This window comes from Staphylococcus sp. NWU MK-U1, assembly GCF_033283505.1.
GTDB classification, from domain to species: Bacteria; Bacillota; Bacilli; order Staphylococcales; family Staphylococcaceae; genus Staphylococcus; species Staphylococcus haemolyticus.
Genome location: NZ_JAVSMG010000023.1, coordinates 1 through 528, shown reverse-complemented (window position 1 = coordinate 528; position 528 = coordinate 1). Strand labels below are relative to the sequence as shown.

1 pseudogene is annotated in these 528 nt (G+C 37.3%); it reads right to left on the bottom strand.

The features are described 5' to 3' along the window. Positions 1-528: pseudogene (locus tag SBL16_RS12140) on the bottom strand (IS1380-like element IS1678 family transposase); the annotation flags it as partial.

Sequence of the window (528 nt, the reverse complement as noted above, 5' to 3'; positions counted from 1 at the left end):
ATTATAGTGCTCTAATAAAGGTGTGAGAAACTCCTTTACGCCTTTTGATGTATATTGATTTCCTGAACGTAGTTCAGCTTTTAAGAAGTCACCAGTCAATCCGTCAAAAGCTACCAATGGATGGTAACCATAGGTTTGGTAGTGTGTATTATAATTCGTTTGTTCTTGGTGACCAAATGTATCTGAATGGGTCGAATCTAAATCAATGATTAATTCCGTATCATTACGAATGAGGCGTGCTTTATCGATAAGTTCTTGGTTCAAAGCTTGAAGTTCATGGATATTCTCCTCAGATAGTCGATCTAAAAATCGGGAAAGTGAAGATTGAGAAGCGAGTTCTTTCCTATCTAAAACAGCTTTAAACACAGGATCTTGTCTCAGGAGATTAGCTGCAGAATCAGCTGAGTAACCAGCAATTAATTGCATAATGAACTGCTCAAGTATGGATAAGTTGTCATGAGTAAAATACGCTCGTTCGTCTTCAATGTGAATGTGTTGCTTAGCCAGTTCAGAAAAACCAAAGATGTT